The sequence below is a fragment of the Gilvimarinus sp. 1_MG-2023 genome, from assembly GCF_030548285.1.
The window spans coordinates 90,804-106,372 of record NZ_JAUOSC010000008.1 but is presented as its reverse complement, the minus strand read 5'-3'; the positions used below and the strand labels follow the sequence as shown (position 1 = coordinate 106,372).

Below are 15,569 nucleotides of genomic sequence, written 5' to 3'. Positions count from 1 at the left end.
TTTTTTACTATTGCGGTACCCTCTAAATAGGTGTTATCGCAGAGCGAGGAGACTTTTAACCTTTGCTTGAGTCACGATCGCTGCTATAAGCGGTGCGCTAGCTAAAGCATCTGCTGGCACCAGAGGCGCGTAAACGCTGCTCAAACACGAGAGCTCAGGCGACATCAAAACTTAGGCGTAACGATAATCTCAACCTGATTGGGCTCGGATAACTCTAAAAATACGCCAGAGTGTTCGCTGCCATCCAGCGCCGGGCTCTCGCCGGTTTGCCAATCGCCAAAACCGCTCCACACCCGATAAGTAAAGGTGGCAAAAGGCTCAAAAGTATCAGTCGAGGTGTTGTACGCACTATTTTGCCCATCGGGCGGTACATAGCAAAGCGTATAATATAAGTGAGGTGACCCAAAAGGCACCGGATTGCCGTTAGAAAGCAATTGGCCCCCGTTTAAATTGGCATCACTGAGTATAAGGTGTGGCCGGCTCGTGTTGCGAAAGGTAATGCTCGGCAATGACACTTGAATACAGTTGGAGTTCTCGGGCCCACTATCCTCAACCAGTCGCCCCTCTGGTCGGGTGTCCCACACGGGGGCGATATCGAGCCGTAAACGCTGGGGGTCCGAGCGCAGGCCCTCGGCATCGACTGCGGTAACGCTTAGCTCTACCTCGCCAAAGGCGTGGGGCAACAATTCGGCGCTAAACGTGCCCGCGGGGTTTAGTTGGTAGCCGCTAATATCATGGCTGATGGGAGAAAGTACGGGCCAAAATCCGATGGTGTTGAGGCGCTCGCCTGGCAGTGTGCCGCTGGGGTCGCCGTCAATAAGAGCTTGAAAGCCGCGCTGGCCATTTAAGTAGTTATTTACTAATGCCCAGTCGCCATTGTTTAATAGGCGCTTGCGATCGTTGAGCATAAAAACGGGAATGGTTTTGCCAGCGCCCCCAGCTCCACCTTTAGGCACCAAATCAATAAAGCCGGTGTCGTGCTGAATGCCCCATGAACCATCCACTTGCACCAGCGGGTCGTTGTTAATCTGGACGAGCTCGACGCTCTCTACGTATGAGGCGGTGAGTGGTGTAAACAGCTGAACGCTTTTGTAAAAATAATAATCGTCATTGCCATCAAAGTGGCTGACTTCAAAGTGTACCGCTTGGCCAGCTTCCCAGGTATTACCGGGGGAGATATCGGTGGCGAGGTTGGCCACGCTTACCGGAGTCGAGGTGACGCCATCGGGGCCTTCATCGTACTCGGGTTCGTTGGGGTCGGTACTGATATCCAGGCCGTTGTCTTCTAGCAGGGGCAGTACCGCGGGCAGGGTAAAGGTGGGTGGGTCGTTTACTGGGGTAATGGTTAGCGTCAGTGTCTGGCTACTGCTGGCGCCATCGCTGTCGGTTGCAGTGGCGGTAATAATGGCCTCACCAAAGGCATCAACGGCGGCGGTAAAGCTTAAGCTGCCGTCGCCCGCCAGCGTGGGTGCGGTGGCAAATAACGCCGGGTAATTGTGGCTAACACTGACGCTTACGGTTTGCGCCGACTCGCCGGCAGGCCCGGCCGTTAAATTCGTTAACCAATTGTTAAGGGTTTGTGGGCCGGCGTCTTCGGCAATAGTTAAGCTGCTGGTCGATAAACTAAAGCTGGGCGGCCGGTTGCCACCAACACATTGCTGCAAGCTAAGGCTGGCACCGGGGGTAAGAGTGCTACCCACATCGGCGCCGGACTCGACCGTGGCACAGGGTAGCTCGTACCCGCTAATGCGCACGGAGGTGCTGGGGCACTGGTTGGTTAAGCTGGGGGCCGAGTAAGGATCAAAGCTGAACGAGTCAGAGCCACCGCTGCAGGCGGGGCTGCTGGCTGGAATTTCTAAGCCTATGGCGGCCATCAGGCGGGGTGAGTTGACCGTTACCCCAATCACCATTCCCGCTAATAGCACGCTTGCCAGCAGGGTTGAGTGGCGCAGCTTAAATATCGCGATCAGTGCAAAAGTCAGCCCCAGTGCAACTATCATGGGGTGGTCGAGCATAGGTAGGGCGTGGCTGCCAAGCCCCTGAATATTCACCGCGCCAGTTTGGGCCCGAGCCGTGGTTGCGATGAACAGCATTAATGTTAATGCGCGGGCGGAGACGGTAAAACGTAAATTTGCCATGGTTGAGCGCTCGCGAGGCTGTGGTTTAACGGTAAGGTGTTATTGGGCTAAGCGACAGTTTATGGGGTTTTACTGTGTAGCGTAACCTACTAAATAGGGGGTATTTCTGCAGGGCATGAAGACAGGTGATTGCTTCTGGAAAAAGCGGCATCGTTATGCGATTATTTGTGACGAACGAAGCTACAAACACACGCTGTCGTCTAACTACTCATAAGGAATTGTTATGAAAGCAACTATAAGGGCCTTTGGGGGCTTTACATTACTAGCCGGGCTACTACATACATCCAATCTATACGCACAAGGCGTTGGAACCGGCTCACTGAATGCTAGCGCATTACCTGTTAACGGTACGGTCGCGATCGTCGCCACCGTGTTGGGTTTAATCGCTATTGGTTACTGGGCGCTGAGCAAAAAGCCCAATTTGTTGGCCGCGCTTGCCGGCCCTGCTTTATTGATCGGTGTCGGAGGGGCCTTAATCGCGAGCCCTGAGCTTAGAGCGAACCTACCACCGAACTTCTATGAATTTACCAACCCTGCCGGGGAATATATTGATGCATCGGCGGAGTTTGATGACGGTTACACCTCTTTTAGCTTTTATAATGCCTCGGGTGTGGATCTAAAGGTGACTCAGATTGATGATCCAGATCTTACGGGCCCATTCTGCCAGCCGGTCAAACCCAGTGTTAAGTCGACAGAGGCTGTGCTGGAAGCGGCGCCTGCTGGCACTGCGTGCACTGCAGGTAGTGTGCTCGCAGCCGGCGAGACTTGTGTGCTGGATTATAGTGATATCTGCGATGGTCATTAACGCGGTGCCCAAATAATTAATATTATGATGCACCACCACCCACAGGCCACGTTGATGCGCTTGTGGGTGGTTTTGTTTGTTTCAGTCTTTGTTTCAGTCCCTTCTCCGGCAATAACGTAAACCTACCGCCGTGTAAAACGCACCGTTACCTTAAACCTTAGGCGTTACCACCCTATCGACTTGATTGGGCCGGAGTACGTTAAAAACACCTCCGAATGCTCGCAGCCACCCAATGCTGGATTGTCGTTGTGAGCTTTTGTTGAAGGGGGGGGCGTTAATTCGCCAGTGCCGACCCCACCAATACCGCCCACATTGCTAATAGGCAGACAACGCTGGCCAAAAACGAGCGCATACGCCAACGTACTTTGCCGCGCAAGTGCAGCATGGCCTGCAAGATGCGGCACGCTACATACACCCAAGCCAGCACTAGCATGAGCATGCCGGTAAGCTGGATGGTCATGGCCGTTAGGCAGGCGGCATAAAACAAAATGGGCATTTCTAGTAAGTTGTTGTAGCAGCGTTGGGTGTAGATCATCATCGGTGGCAGCTCGTGGCTGGGGGTGGCGTAGGTTTTAAAGTGCTCTATCGATACCTGGCCACTTTTCACAGCGTTTACTCGCGCTTTAAACATACGCAGGGCGACATAAAAAGTAAGCAGAACCATGGCGGCCATTGGGTAGATCATATAGTCTCCTATCGGGCTAAAATGTTGGCAGAACAAGGCGGGAATCGCGCGGCTCTGTTAATCGGCGCTAAGAGCACTATAATACCCCTTTTTCAGTTGGCGCAACCAGCGGGTTGCGCGGCGGCAGGCGGCCGCTCGATACCTATACAACAGGATGCAAGTCTATGATTATTAAGCCAAAAGTACGCGGTTTTATCTGCATTAACGCTCACCCACAAGGCTGTGCGGCCCACGTACAAGAGCAAATTGACTACACCCGCGCTCAGGGTGAGGTGGAAGGTGGCCCCAAAAACGTCTTGGTGATTGGCTGTTCGACCGGCTACGGCTTGGCCTCGCGCATTACTGCCGCCTACGGCAGTGGCGCTAAAACCCTGGGGTTGTGTTTTGAAAAACCGCCTACCGAGCGCAAAACCGCCTCTGCTGGCTACTACAACACCGCCGCTTTTCACGCTGCGGCGGAAAAAGACGGCCTCTACGCCCGCACAATTAACGGCGATGCGTTCAGTAACGACATTAAAGCCGAAGCTATTGCGGCGATTAAAGAAGATTTAGGTAAGGTCGATTTGGTGGTTTATTCACTGGCCTCGCCACGGCGCACTGACCCCAATACCGGCGAAACCTACAATTCGGTATTAAAACCTATTGGCGAAGGCTACACCGCTAAAAACCTGAACACCGATACCATGAAAATATCGGACATGACGGTGGAGCCTGCCACGGATGAAGAGATTAACAACACCGTCAAAGTGATGGGCGGCGAAGACTGGGAAATGTGGATGAGTGCCTTGGCCGAAGCCGATGTGCTGGCCGAGGGTGCTAAGACCGTTTCTTACACTTACCTGGGTGATAAGCTCACTTGGCCCATTTACGGCCATGCGACTATCGGTAAAGCGAAAGAGGATCTGGATCGCGCCGCTGCGGCAATTGCCGAGCGGTTTGCCGATAAAAATGTCAGCGCTAATGTGGCTGTCTTAAAAGCGCTGGTAACACAGGCCAGCTCGGCAATTCCGGTCATGCCTTTGTATATGGCTATTTTGTTTAAAGTCATGAAAGCCAAGGGCACCCACGAGGGCTGCATTGAGCAGTTGCAGCGTTTGTTTACCGAGTGCGTATACAGCAACAGCCCACGGCTAGACAGCGACAACCGTTACCGAGTGGATGATCTTGAGCTGGATCCGGCCACCCAAGCCGAGGTGGAAGCTATTTGGCCCGAGGTGACCGAAGAGAACTTAATGAGTTTGACCGATTACAAAACCTATAACGAAAACTTTTTGCGTTTGTTTGGGTTTGGTTTTGACGGCGTCGATTACGAGGCTGAGACCTCGCCCTTGGTTTCTCATAACTTTTAAATAAAGTCGTGATGTTACTTGTGTCGATTGCGCGGGGCATTTTGTCGCTTTTGTTGTTTACCCTAACAACCTTGGTAATTGGTGTTCCGCTGATCAGTTTGTCGCTGTTTAAACTGGTTGCGTATCGCAGTACTTATCGACCACTGCTAACGCGCTGGCTGGATAAGATTGCCAGTGCTTGGATGGTGGTTAATAACGCTCACCAGTGCTGGCTGTTGCCTACTCGTATTCATTACGAGGGCCCAGAGCAGTTCACCCCGCGGCAATGGTTTATGTTGGTGGTGAATCATCAAAGCTGGGTCGATATTTTGGTACTGCTGCGGCTGTTTACCCGCCGGGCACCCTATTTTAAATTCTTTTTAAAAACCTCTCTGATTTGGATTCCGGTATTGGGCTTGGCTTTTTGGGCGCTGGACTTTCCGTTTATGCGTCGCCACAGCAAAGCGCAGATTGCTCGCGACCCAAGCTTGGCGGGTAAAGATTTAGCCACGACCCAAAAACAGTGCGAGCGCTACAGCGCCAAACCTGTGACCATTATTAGTTACTTAGAAGGTACTCGCTTTACCCCCACTAAGCATCGAGAGCAGGCGTCACCGTACCAGCATTTGCTTATTCCCAAAGCGGGTGGTTTGGCGTTTACCTTAACCGCTATGAATGGCCGCATTAACACTTTGTTGGATGTCACTATTCACTATCCCGCTGGGCGCCCCAATTTTTGGCAGTATTTGAGTGGCCAGGTTGAACACATCAATGTGGTTGCCCAAGAGCGGTCTATTGAAGCTAACTTGTTGGGCGATTACGCTAACGATGAACAATACCGTCGCCGTTTTCAGGCGTGGGTAAATGCCCTCTGGCAAGAAAAAGACGCACTGTTAGAGCGTTTGTCGCGCAATGAGAATCGTAACTCCCTATGAAACGTACCCATTTTTCTCTCGCTTTAATACATCCGCGCTATTGGTTTTTTTGGCTGATCGCTTTGCTGTGGATGCTGCTGGCACAATTGCCCTATCGTTGGCAGATGAGGCTGGCTAGGGTTGTGGCGCCTTTGCTGTTACGCAATAAAAAACGTATCGGTTACGCACGCAAGAATATTGCTGAATGCTTCCCGACACTATCAGCACAAGAGCGTGAAGTTTTGTTGAAGAAAAATGCCGAGTCTATGGCGATGGCCATATTTGAAACAGGTATCGGTTGGTTTTGGTCTTCGCGTCGATTAAACAAAATCCACAGTATTCAAGGTGAGGAGTATCTGCGTCAGGCCGAGCAAGAGGGTGCGGGGGTGTTGTTATTGACCATGCACTTCAGCACGCTGGATATTGGCAGTGCGTTTTTAGGATGCCACACTGAATTTGATGGTTTGTATCGCCCCCACAGTAACGCTATGTACGATTATTTGCAGCGCAAAGGGCGAGAGTCTTACTGTGAAACAGGCCTTGCCATTCCCCGCGACAGCGTGCGCACCATGATCGCGCGGCTGCGCAAAGGGCGCTTTGTGTGGTACGCACCCGATCGTGACTTGGGCCCAAAAAATAGTGTCTTTGTTGATTTTTTTGGCGTGCCCACGGCTATGGTGACTGCCACCAGTAAAATTGTCACCTTGGGTAAGGCCCGGGTGGTGCCTTTTACTCAATATCGGCGAGCCGACGGTTCAGGCTATGAGTTGGTGATTCATCCGGCGTTTGATAACTTCCCCAGCGGCGATGATGTGGCCGACACACAGCGCATTGCTGATTTTATGCAAAGTGAAATTAAAAAATACCCCGAACAGTATTTTTGGGCCCAGCCACGTTTTAAAACACGGCCGCAAGGCGAGCCTGAGTTTTACGAGTAATGGCGGAAAGCTTCCGCGCCCTTGTTAATACCTTCGTAGGCGCGCACGCGTAAGCGTCGCCCGGGGTGCTCGGCACTGATCACTGCGGCGATATGTTCGGCTAGGCACTCAACGGTGGTGTCTGAGTCGATGATGTAACACTGAGTCTGAGGCAGCGATAAGCGGAAATGCCCTTGGGGTGCCTGATAGGCAAACTGATAGTATGGGCGGCCTTGGCACAGTTCTTCCCCCACAATATCTTCGCGGGTGCCGATGTAAATGTCGCGCCAACGTTCGCTCCACTGCTGTTCCAGTGCAGGCGATTTAGAATCATCCAGCCAAATATCAATTCGCGAACGGTGGCCGTGGGCAATGCGCTGGCAGTTGCCGTCGTGCTTTTTCAGACCGTGAGAGTAGTGGTAAAACGCACCCTCAATAATTTCGGTGGTAAAGTCCAGCTCCAGCTTTTGCAGAGGGTTGGCAAATGCTTGCATCAATTGAGTGGCGCACCATTGGGCGACACTGGTCGGGCTTAGCTCGGCGGCCTGTACCAGTGCCACCGACTCGCGTGGGCAGCTCAGTTCGATAAAGTCACCGCTGTCGAGCTGCCAGCTCAGCTCAAGCCGGTCGCCGTCATGGCGCAAACTCAGGCGTTCGGAGTGTGCCGGTACTGCCAGGCGGTGGTCCAGCTCGGTGTCCAGCCACTGACGGGTAATAGATTTAACCTGCCCGAAATCGCACACCATGCTCTGTTCATCCAGATCGCCGTGTAGGCGAATATTGGCCAGCCAGGTTTCCCCGACGACGCCTCGCGCCGGGTCGAGGTAGCTAAAATCGACGTTGGTGAGGTTGTCTACAAACAGAAGCATAGAAAGATCTTTAGGGCTGATGGGACAGGGCGGCTATCATACCAGCATGCGGCCATTTTCTCAGTAACTGCCGACTTACATAGTATCTGGGGGCGTAAATTACGGCAAATGTGTTTAGTAGGGTGCCAATTTGGCAGTCTGGGCAGTCCTTTTTACGTAATTGTGCCACACTGTGTGCCGAGCGCTGGTGTGCCTGAAAGCGCAAAGGTTGTTATGTTCATCACAGGGAAAAGGGAGTGGGTGATGCCAGAGCCGGCAGTGATTTGGGGAGCTTTGCCCCTATTGGTCATCTTTTGGGGGGTCCCCCTGATGGATATTTCCTATTCGCGCCAAGTCGTCGGTGCCGAAAAATACTTATGGGTTGTAGCCTGTGTATTTACCAGTTGGCTCGCCTGGACGGCTTTTTACTTGCTAGCGCCGATCAAGCGAGCCGAGCCATAGCGAGCTCTTAGCTAAGCGCCTGCAAAGCACTGTCGTAATCGGGTTCGTCAGCAATTTCGCTTACCAATTGCTGATAACTAACCGAGCCGCTCTCATCAATAACAACAACCGCGCGCGCGGTAACACCGGCCAAGGGGCCGTCGGTGATTAATACACCATAGGCTTCGGCAAAGTCTGAACGAAAGGCCGAGCCTGTCACTACATTGCTCAAACCTTCCGAACCGCAAAAACGCGCCTGTGCAAAGGGCAGATCTTTCGATACACAAATCACCACAGTATTGTCCAGCTTACTGGCCTGCTCGTTAAATGTGCGTACAGATTGGGCGCAAGTGGGGGTGTCCACGCTGGGGAAAATATTCAGTACTACTCGCTTGCCCTTGTACTCACCCAAGGTTAGTTCGCTTAAATCGGCTTTTACCAAGGTAAAGTCGGGGGCTGTGCTGCCTACGCTCGGCAAATCGCCACTGGTGCTTACGGGGTTGCCTTTCAAACTGACGGTCGCCATGATGGATCTCCTCAAATTTTAATTGATGTTGGTCGATTATAGGTGCATCGCCCAGATGTGTTTGTCGGCTGTGTGTTTGCTGATCGGTGGGCTACAGGCCGAGCGCGGGGCACTGGTTTTCCGTTATAGTCAGGGCGTGCCCGCTGACCCTAACCCATATCTGCAGGCAAAATCTGTAAATTCAATGCCCCCAGCAACAATCGGATAAGAAAATGCCTAATCAAACCGCCCAGCACTGGACCCTTCGCACTTTAGGCCGCTTAGAGCGCGCCGGTAATCGACTGCCACACCCGGTGGTGATGTTCGTCTGGTTAATGGGGTTGATTGCCCTCGGCTCCTGGTTGGCTCAATGGGGCGACTGGCACGTGGCGTTAACCGCGTCCGATGAGCCAATTCGGGCGCGCAATTTACTGTCTGGTGAGGGGCTGCGCTGGGCACTGATCAACGCGGTGGATAACTTTACCGGTTTTGCACCGGTGGGCGCTGTGCTAGTAACGATGTTGGGTCTGGGCGTTGCCGAGCAGTCGGGCCTGTTGCGAGTGCTTCTGGTGCGCTTGGTTGCCGCGGTTCACGGCCGCCTGCTCAGTGCTGCGGTGGTGTTGGCGGGCATTTTGTCGAACCTTGCTTTTGATGTGGGTTATGTATTGTTGATTCCCCTGGCCGGTGCTTTGTATCAGGCGGCGGGTCGACACCCATTAGCGGGTATTGCCGCCGCGTTTGCCGGGGTTTCAGCCGGTTACAGTGCCAATGTTGTGTTGGGGCCGGCGGATGTCATTTTGTCGGGAATTTCCACCGAGGCTATAGCTCTTGTGGCCCCCGGGCGCAGTGTGAGCATTGGCGCTAATTATTATTTTTTGGCGTTGTCGACGCCACTGTTAGCCTTAATCGGGGGTTGGCTTACCGACCGGGTGGTGGAGCCCTATCTCGGCCTTTGGCAGGGCAGTGATTCGGGCGATGCCACAATGCCGGAGTCGGGAAGTGCGCGAGCGCTGCGCTGGGTGGGCGGGTGGACGCTGCTCTATGGTGCCGTGGCTGTGTGTCTGGTGGTGCCCGAGGGGGCGCCGCTGGGCAGTGCGAGCCCGGCCGGCTCACCGCTGCAGGCGCTGGTGCCGGCGATTGCCCTGTATGCGGCGGTGGCGGGGTTGATTTACGGCAAGCTGTGCGGGCGCTTTGCCCGGTGCAGCGATGCCACCGTGGGTATGGAGCAGTCCATGGCAAGCCTGGCGGGTTATTTGGTGTTGATGTTTTTTGCCGCTCAAGCGGTGGCCTGGTTTGGCTGGACTCAGTTAGGTGCGCTGGTGGCGGCGCAGGGTGCCGATTTTTTACAGGGTTTTAAAGATCAGCCTGTGGTGCTTTTACTCCTGTTTCTGGTGATCAGTGCCCTGATCAATTTGTTTGTGGGCAGTGCTTCGGCCAAATGGGGGCTACTGGGCCCGATTTTTGTGCCCATGTTATTTTTGTTGGGGGTGGCGCCGGAGCAAACTCAAATGGCGTTTCGCATCGGTGATAGCGTGACCAATATCATTACCCCGCTGATGCCGTATTTTGGTGTGGTGCTCGCTTTTGCCGCCAAATACCGCTCAGACATAGGGGTGGGCGGGCTATTGGCCATGATGTTGCCTTACTCGTTGGTGTTTATGCTCGGCTGGAGTGTGTTTTTTGGGCTGTGGTTAGCACTGGGTTGGCCTTTAGGTTTTTAATAGGCCAGCGCGCCCTTGCAAAGTGATGGCAACTTGCGGATAATGCGCGGCCTCGGCAAGTCAGACACTTTTCACTGGCTTGGCGCTGTAATGGTGGCCCTATCGGTCCCCTCGCAATGATCAACCGTGAACTCCGCCAGGCCCGGAAGGGAGCAACGGTAGCGGTGGTATCATGTGCCGGGGTGTGGCTGGTAGGGTCGCCTCCAATTTCTTCCCCTATCTTTCCTTTGCCGTGTTTATTTGCGCTCGGTATCGCTATAATCTGTCCTTTGATTTAAAGCAATAACGAGGAAGGCATGAGTTATCAGGTCCTGGCACGTAAGTGGCGCCCCCGCACATTTCGCGATTTAGTGGGGCAGGAGCATGTGCTGCAGGCTCTGGTCAACGCGCTCGATCACGACCGACTTCACCACGCTTATCTGTTTACCGGCACCCGCGGTGTGGGCAAAACCACCATCGCCCGAATTCTCGCCAAGTGCCTTAATTGTGAAGCAGGGGTTAGCTCGACACCTTGTGGTCAGTGTTCCGCCTGCGTTGAAATTGCCGAAAATCGCTTTGTCGATTTGATCGAAGTGGATGCCGCCAGCCGTACCAAGGTGGAAGATACCCGCGAGTTGTTGGAAAACGTGCAGTACGCGCCGACCCGTGGTCGTTACAAAGTGTACCTAATTGACGAAGTGCACATGTTGTCGACGCACTCGTTTAATGCGCTTTTGAAAACCCTGGAAGAACCGCCACCGCACGTTAAATTTCTCTTGGCCACCACCGATCCGCAGCGTTTGCCGGTGACTATTTTATCGCGCTGCCTGCAGTTTAACCTTAAGAATATGACTCCTGAATTGGTGACGGGGCACTTACAGCATGTGCTGGAAGCCGAAGCGGTTCCCTTTGAAGAAAGCGCCTTATGGCAGTTGGGGCGCGCCGCCGATGGCAGTATGCGCGACGCTCTGAGTCTGACCGATCAGGCCATTGCTTTTGGCTCCGGCAAGGTGACTGAAGCGCAAGTACGCACCATGCTCGGCACTATTGATCGCAGTGCGGTATACGACATCTTGCAGGCTTTGGCTGTGGGTGATGCGAAAGCGGTGTTGCAAGCCGTTGCGCAAATGGCCGAACACGCCCCGGACTTTGCCAGTGCTTTGGCCGATTTATTATCAATTTTGCATCGCGTGGCCATTGGTCAAGCCCTGCCGGAAGCTGTGGATAACAGCCAGGGTGACAGAGATCAGGTGCTGGCACTGGCCACCCAGTTGCCGAGTGAAGACGTACAATTATTTTACCAAACCGGCCTGCTGGGGCGGCGCGATCTACCTTTGGCACCAGAGCCACGGGCGGGGCTGGAAATGGTGTTGTTAAGAATGCTGGCGTTTAGGCCCCAAGGGGTAACCGATGTGCCGAGCAAGACCTTACCGGCATCAGCAGGGAATGCGCCTGAACCAGCAGCACCGGCTCCAGCGCCATCAGTAGCACCAGCACCTACCGAGAGTGCGCCGGCGGTCAGTGCCCCCGAGGTCAGTCCTCCCGAGGTTGAACCGACCCGTAGCGATGCCAGCCAAGTCGATTCACCCGCGGCAGCCATGAGTGAGCCCGCCCCCCAAAGTGCTGCGCCGGAGCAGGCCGTGCCCTCGCAATCAGCACCCGTTGCGAACTCTCAGCTCCCGGTATCAGAAGACCCACCGCCGTGGGATAACGCACCAGAATCTATGCAGGCCGAGTCGGTGCCTGACGTGGAAATTTCTCCGCCTGAGCCGAGCGCGAATTATCGATCTGAGCCACATCAGGCACATGCACAAGAGTCTTTGCAACAGTCCCCGCAAGAGCCCCCGCAAGCTGCGCCGCCTCAGAGGCCGCAAGCCCCGGTTCAGACGCCGAGTCAGCCCTCTGTGTCGACCTCAGCGCAGCCTGCCGTTCAGGCACCCACTCCGTCGGCATCAGTGGCACCGCCGCGCGCGCCGGTTGAGCGTATTGTGCTCGACAATGCCAACCCCACCACCTGGCCACAGATATTTTTGGGATTAGATGTTGGTGGCATGTTGCAAAATACGGCGGCCAATTGCGAGCTAGTCGGGCGCCAGGCCAATCAATTTCACTTTGTACTGGATGAGAACAACAGCAGCTTATACAGCGAGGGACATCAGCAGCGCTTAGCCGATGCCCTGACGGATTATTTTCAGCAGCCGGTGCAGGTCATGATTCAACCCGGGACTATTGATACCGAAACACCGGCGCAAATTGCAGAGCGCAAACGCAGTGCGCGCTTAACCCAGGCGGTTGAAGCGGTTAAGTCTGACCCCATAGTGCAACAGTTGATTGAACACTTTTCTGCCACACTCGATGAGAGTACTGTCGAGCCTGTGGACAGTCATTAAATTAGGGCACAAGTCCGGAGGTAATTATGTTTAAAGGTATGGGCGATATTATGCAACAGGCCCAACAAATGCAGTCGAAAATGCAAGAGGTGCAAGAAGCACTGGCCCGGGCCGAAGTGCAAGGGCAGGCTGGTGCCGGTATGGTGAAAATCACCATGACCGGGCGCCACGATGTTAAAAGCGTAAGCATCGATGACAGCTTGATGAGCGAAGATAAAGAAATGTTAGAGGACCTGATTGCAGCGGCAGTGAACGACGCCGTGCGCCGCGTCGAGAGCAACAACAAAGAGAAAATGTCAGAAGTGACCGCCGGCATGAATTTGCCACCTGGTTTTAAAATGCCATTTTAACTCTCGTTCGGGGAAAAGAATCACAGAATGTTTAGCCCACTGATTGATGAACTTATGGCCGCGCTGCGTTGCCTGCCCAGTGTCGGCCCCAAGTCGGCCCAGCGCATGGCCATGCAATTGCTGGAGCACGACCGCGAAGGCGCTTTAAAATTGGCCGATTGCCTGGTGCGTTCGGTCGAAGGGGTTAAACGCTGCCAGCGCTGTCGTACGCTTACCGAACAGCCGCTATGCGGTGTGTGCGCCAATAGCCGCCGCGATAGTTCTCTATTGTGTGTGGTAGAAACTCCGGCCGATGTATTGGCGATTGAACAGGCGGGTAGTTATCAAGGTAAATATTTTGTACTGCTCGGCCACTTATCGCCCATTGATGGTGTTGGCCCTGAGGATATTGGTATCGATCAGTTATTAACCCTGATTGACCAAGAGCCTATTGAAGAAATTATTCTGGCGACTAACCCGACCATTGAAGGTGAAGCGACAGCGTTTTATATCAGTGAAAAAGCTCAGCGAGCCGGCGTAACCGTATCGCGCATTGCCCACGGTGTCCCCTTGGGGGGTGAGCTAGAATATATTGACGGCGGCACTTTGGCTCATGCGTTCTCAAGTCGCCGCGCCATTCGATAAATCTATGTGTGCTCAGCGACTTGCTCGGCACGCAGATCATTAAGACATATATGCAAATACCAACAGAACCTATTTGGGTCGAGAGTGAACAAACGTTGCGCGAGCTTTGTCAGCGCTGGTCTACTCAAGCTGCTATCGCGGTGGATACTGAGTTTATGCGCAGCGATACCTACTATCCTATTGCCGGTTTAATTCAGGTAGGCGATGGTAACGGCTGCTATTTAATTGATCCGGTGGCCATTAAAGACCTATCGCCCTTGGCCGAGCTGTGGCGTAACGAAAACGTGGTTAAGGTGCTGCATGCTTGCTCGGAAGATCTGGAAGTTTTTAATGTCTCCATGTCTGCTTTGCCCACCCCTTTGTTTGATACGCAAATAGCCGCGGCTTTTGCCGGTTATGGCTTTTCTTTAGGTTATGCCAATCTTGCCCGTGAAATGTTGGGCGTGGATATCCCCAAGGGTGAAACCCGCTCCGACTGGTTGGCGCGTCCACTCAGCGTGGCGCAAAAAAAATACGCCGCATTGGATGTCGCTCATTTGTTAATTGTGTACGGCAAGCTTTTGCAGGCTCTGAAACAGAATAACCGCTTGAGCTGGGTGCAATCGGACTGCGAAGCATTGATTAACAATGCTCGTACTCCCCTTAACCCGTCACTAGCCTATGAAAAAATAGGCATGGGCTGGAAGCTAGCCGAGCGCAGTGTGGCAGTGCTACAACTATTGGCCCAGTGGCGTGAGTGCGAGGCTCGCAAGCGCGATCTGCCGCGTAATCGTTTGCTTAAAGAGCAGCCACTGTTTGAAATGGCTCGTCGCTTACCCGATAGCCTGTCGCAGCTAGAGCGCATTGACGGTATCCCTAAACGCACGCTGCTCGATGATGGTGAACAATTATTGGATATTATCGCCCAAGGCTGTGCACTGCCCGAGTCCGAATTGCCCGCACGTATGACTCCGCCTTTGGGGCGCGAATATGGCGCCGCAATGAAACAACTAAAAGCATGGGTTAAAGACCGGGCGGAACGCGAAGCCATACCGATTGAAGTATTGATTCGGAAAAAAGAGTACGAGCAAATTATTCGCGCGGTGGCGGCCGGTCAACCTGAACTGCCCGGGCGGCTCAATGGTTGGCGAGCGGCATTGTTTGCCCGCGATTTACTGGATGTTGCCCAGCGACAGGTAGAGGAAGTGCAATGAAAATCATTTGTCAGATATACCGCAGCACGAAAGACAGTGGTATGTACCTCTACTGTAAAAAAGAAGAGGGTCTGAGCAAAGTGCCTGAGGCGTTGATGAACCGCTTTGGCCGGGCAGAACCTGCCATGGTATTAATGCTGGACGAAAAGCGTAAGCTGGCCAATGCTGATATCACCAAAGTAATGGCAGCACTGCAAGAGGCCGGATATTTTCTACAGCTGCCGCCAGCCACAATCGCAAGTGAAGAAGCACAGGCGGTGGCCGTGAAAAATTCCAAGCTCTACTGATGGCCGATCAGGTTTTTTGGCAGAGTAAAAGCCTGGCCGAAATGTCGCACTCACAGTGGGAGCAGCTTTGCGATGGCTGCGGTAAATGCTGTTTGCACAAACTGGAAGATGAAGACACCGGAGAGGTGTTTTATACCGATGTTGCCTGCCAGCTGTTCGATGCCGAACAATGTCAATGCAGTGATTACCCACACCGGCAAGAACGCGTGCCAGAGTGCATGGTGCTCACCCTGGACGACCTAAAAACCGTTCAATGGTTACCGACAACTTGTGCCTACCGATTGTTAGCGGGTGGGCAACCGCTGCCCGATTGGCACCCATTGGTCAGCGGTGATCCGGACTCGACTTTAAAAGCCGGTATGTCCGTGGCCGGTCATGTTCAGACGGCGCAACAAGTGGCAGACGAAGATCTTGAAGAACATATTATTCACTGGGTAATCTGAC

Annotated in this window: 16 protein-coding genes and 1 other RNA gene; 13 read left to right on the top strand and 4 right to left on the bottom strand. The window is 53.6% G+C overall.

The features are described from left to right. Window positions 1–164 precede the first annotated feature (164 nt). Window positions 165–2,138: an Ig-like domain-containing protein gene (locus Q4563_RS10860; RefSeq protein WP_303604513.1), complete on the bottom strand. Its 1,974-nt coding sequence runs from the start codon at window positions 2,136–2,138 to the stop codon at window positions 165–167. 223 nt (window positions 2,139–2,361) lie between these two features. On the opposite strand from Q4563_RS10860, the gene Q4563_RS10855 reads away from it, so the two are divergent. After that, window positions 2,362–2,943: a midcut-by-XrtH protein gene (locus Q4563_RS10855; RefSeq protein WP_303604512.1), complete on the top strand. Its 582-nt coding sequence runs from the start codon at window positions 2,362–2,364 to the stop codon at window positions 2,941–2,943. Window positions 2,944–3,217: 274 nt separating this feature from the next. Here the strand turns inward: Q4563_RS10855 and Q4563_RS10850 are convergent, their stop codons facing one another. Next, entirely contained in the window at window positions 3,218–3,628 is a 411-nt protein-coding gene (locus Q4563_RS10850; RefSeq protein ID WP_215976292.1) for an MAPEG family protein, read from the bottom strand. A gap of 164 nt (window positions 3,629–3,792) precedes the next feature. Between Q4563_RS10850 and fabV the strand changes: the two genes are divergently transcribed. The 3 genes from fabV to lpxL are packed head-to-tail and all read left to right on the top strand — an operon-like array spanning window position 3,793 to window position 6,808. Continuing rightward, window positions 3,793–4,977 (top strand): enoyl-ACP reductase FabV, encoded by a 1,185-nt coding sequence (gene fabV, locus Q4563_RS10845; RefSeq protein WP_215976293.1) that lies wholly within the window; start codon window positions 3,793–3,795, stop codon window positions 4,975–4,977. A gap of 11 nt (window positions 4,978–4,988) precedes the next feature. Further along, window positions 4,989–5,891, top strand: a complete 903-nt coding sequence (locus Q4563_RS10840; protein ID WP_303604511.1) for an acyltransferase — start codon at window positions 4,989–4,991, stop codon at window positions 5,889–5,891. Further along, window positions 5,888–6,808, top strand: a complete 921-nt coding sequence (gene lpxL / locus Q4563_RS10835) for an LpxL/LpxP family Kdo(2)-lipid IV(A) lauroyl/palmitoleoyl acyltransferase (RefSeq protein WP_215976295.1) — start codon at window positions 5,888–5,890, stop codon at window positions 6,806–6,808. Before Q4563_RS10840 ends, lpxL begins: the two co-directional genes overlap by 4 nt. On the opposite strand, the gene Q4563_RS10830 is transcribed toward lpxL, so the two are convergent. Then, window positions 6,799–7,656 carry a 6-carboxytetrahydropterin synthase gene (locus Q4563_RS10830; RefSeq protein WP_303604510.1) on the bottom strand — a complete coding sequence of 286 codons (858 nt, stop codon included), beginning with the start codon at window positions 7,654–7,656 and terminating at the stop codon, window positions 6,799–6,801. The two genes, lpxL and Q4563_RS10830, sit on opposite strands and share 10 nt — an antisense overlap. Before the next feature lie 243 nt (window positions 7,657–7,899). Between Q4563_RS10830 and Q4563_RS10825 the strand changes: the two genes are divergently transcribed. After that, window positions 7,900–8,097, top strand: a complete 198-nt coding sequence (locus tag Q4563_RS10825) for a hypothetical protein (protein ID WP_215976297.1) — start codon at window positions 7,900–7,902, stop codon at window positions 8,095–8,097. 7 nt (window positions 8,098–8,104) lie between these two features. On the opposite strand, the gene tpx is transcribed toward Q4563_RS10825, so the two are convergent. Beyond that, window positions 8,105–8,602: a thiol peroxidase gene (gene tpx / locus Q4563_RS10820; RefSeq protein ID WP_215976298.1), complete on the bottom strand. Its 498-nt coding sequence runs from the start codon at window positions 8,600–8,602 to the stop codon at window positions 8,105–8,107. A gap of 212 nt (window positions 8,603–8,814) precedes the next feature. Here tpx and Q4563_RS10815 point away from each other — a divergent pair, with 212 nt between their 5' ends. From Q4563_RS10815 to Q4563_RS10780, 8 genes are all read left to right on the top strand, one after another. Then, window positions 8,815–10,302, top strand: coding sequence for an AbgT family transporter (locus tag Q4563_RS10815; protein WP_303604509.1), 1,488 nt, complete (start codon window positions 8,815–8,817; stop codon window positions 10,300–10,302). Window positions 10,303–10,402: 100 nt separating this feature from the next. After that, an RNA gene (ffs, locus tag Q4563_RS10810) (signal recognition particle sRNA small type) lies at window positions 10,403–10,499 on the top strand. Window positions 10,500–10,598: 99 nt separating this feature from the next. Next, entirely contained in the window at window positions 10,599–12,671 is a 2,073-nt protein-coding gene (gene dnaX / locus Q4563_RS10805) for a DNA polymerase III subunit gamma/tau (RefSeq protein ID WP_303604508.1), read from the top strand. 26 nt (window positions 12,672–12,697) lie between these two features. Then, the gene (locus Q4563_RS10800; protein WP_215976301.1) at window positions 12,698–13,021 is read left to right on the top strand and encodes a YbaB/EbfC family nucleoid-associated protein; all 324 of its coding nucleotides are present in this window, start codon (window positions 12,698–12,700) and stop codon (window positions 13,019–13,021) included. Between the two features lie 27 nt (window positions 13,022–13,048). Continuing rightward, the gene (gene recR / locus Q4563_RS10795) at window positions 13,049–13,645 is read left to right on the top strand and encodes a recombination mediator RecR (RefSeq protein WP_215976302.1); all 597 of its coding nucleotides are present in this window, start codon (window positions 13,049–13,051) and stop codon (window positions 13,643–13,645) included. 50 nt (window positions 13,646–13,695) lie between these two features. Beyond that, entirely contained in the window at window positions 13,696–14,838 is a 1,143-nt protein-coding gene (rnd, locus tag Q4563_RS10790; protein ID WP_215976303.1) for a ribonuclease D, read from the top strand. After that, window positions 14,835–15,125, top strand: a complete 291-nt coding sequence (locus tag Q4563_RS10785; protein ID WP_215976304.1) for a YcgL domain-containing protein — start codon at window positions 14,835–14,837, stop codon at window positions 15,123–15,125. The genes rnd and Q4563_RS10785 overlap by 4 nt, the downstream gene beginning before the upstream one ends. Beyond that, a complete protein-coding gene (locus Q4563_RS10780; protein WP_215976305.1) occupies window positions 15,125–15,568 on the top strand; it encodes a YcgN family cysteine cluster protein in 444 nt (147 codons plus the stop codon). The genes Q4563_RS10785 and Q4563_RS10780 overlap by 1 nt, the downstream gene beginning before the upstream one ends. Window position 15,569: the final 1 nt, after the last annotated feature.